The 666-nt window shown below is 60.4% G+C and carries 1 protein-coding gene; it reads left to right on the top strand.

Translation table 11 applies throughout. The features are described 5' to 3' along the window. On the top strand, nucleotides 1–652 hold a 652-nt coding region (locus tag EOC06_RS44245), incomplete at its 5' end, for a phospholipase D-like domain-containing protein (protein WP_368773615.1). Nucleotides 653–666: the final 14 nt, after the last annotated feature.

The raw sequence follows: 666 nt of genomic DNA, 5'->3' as shown, positions 1-666 counted from the left end.
TGCGATCTCGCCGTTCACGCTGAGAAGCCGCATCCTGAAGCACATTGCCGACGAGATTGCCTACGCGGTGCAGGGGAAACCGGCGCGCATCTGGATGAAGATGAACGCACTCGTCGATCCGATTATCATCGACGCGCTCTACGATGCCAGCCGGGCCGGCGTCGAGGTCGACCTGGTCGTGCGCGGCATCTGCTGCCTGAGGCCGCAGGTTCCGGGCCTGTCGGAAAACATCCGCGTAAAATCGATCGTCGGCCGTTTTCTCGAGCACAGCCGCATCTATTGTTTCGGCAACGGTCACGGCCTGCCGTCGGACGAGGCGATCGTCTACATCTCCTCGGCCGATCTGATGCCGCGCAATCTCGACCGCCGCGTCGAAACCATGGTGCCGATCACGAATCCAACTGTGCACGAACAGATCCTTGGCCAGATCATGCTGGGCAACATCATGGACAATCAGCAAAGTTTCGACGTATTGGCTGATGGAACCTCCCGGCGCGTCGTGCTGGAGGAGGGCGAGGAACCGTTCAACGCGCAGGAATATTTCATGACCAATCCGAGCCTGTCGGGACGGGGTGACGCGCTGAAGTCGCATGCGCCCAAGCGCATTGCGCAGTTCAAGCGCCGCAAGAAGAACGCTGCAGCGTCCGGCTGATGCTGTCTGATTCC

The sequence above is a fragment of the Mesorhizobium sp. M7A.F.Ca.MR.362.00.0.0 genome, from assembly GCF_004023175.1.
In the GTDB taxonomy this organism is placed as follows: domain Bacteria; phylum Pseudomonadota; class Alphaproteobacteria; order Rhizobiales; family Rhizobiaceae; genus Mesorhizobium.
Note: the sequence above shows the minus strand (reverse complement) of the source record. Positions and strands in the feature narration are given on the sequence as shown.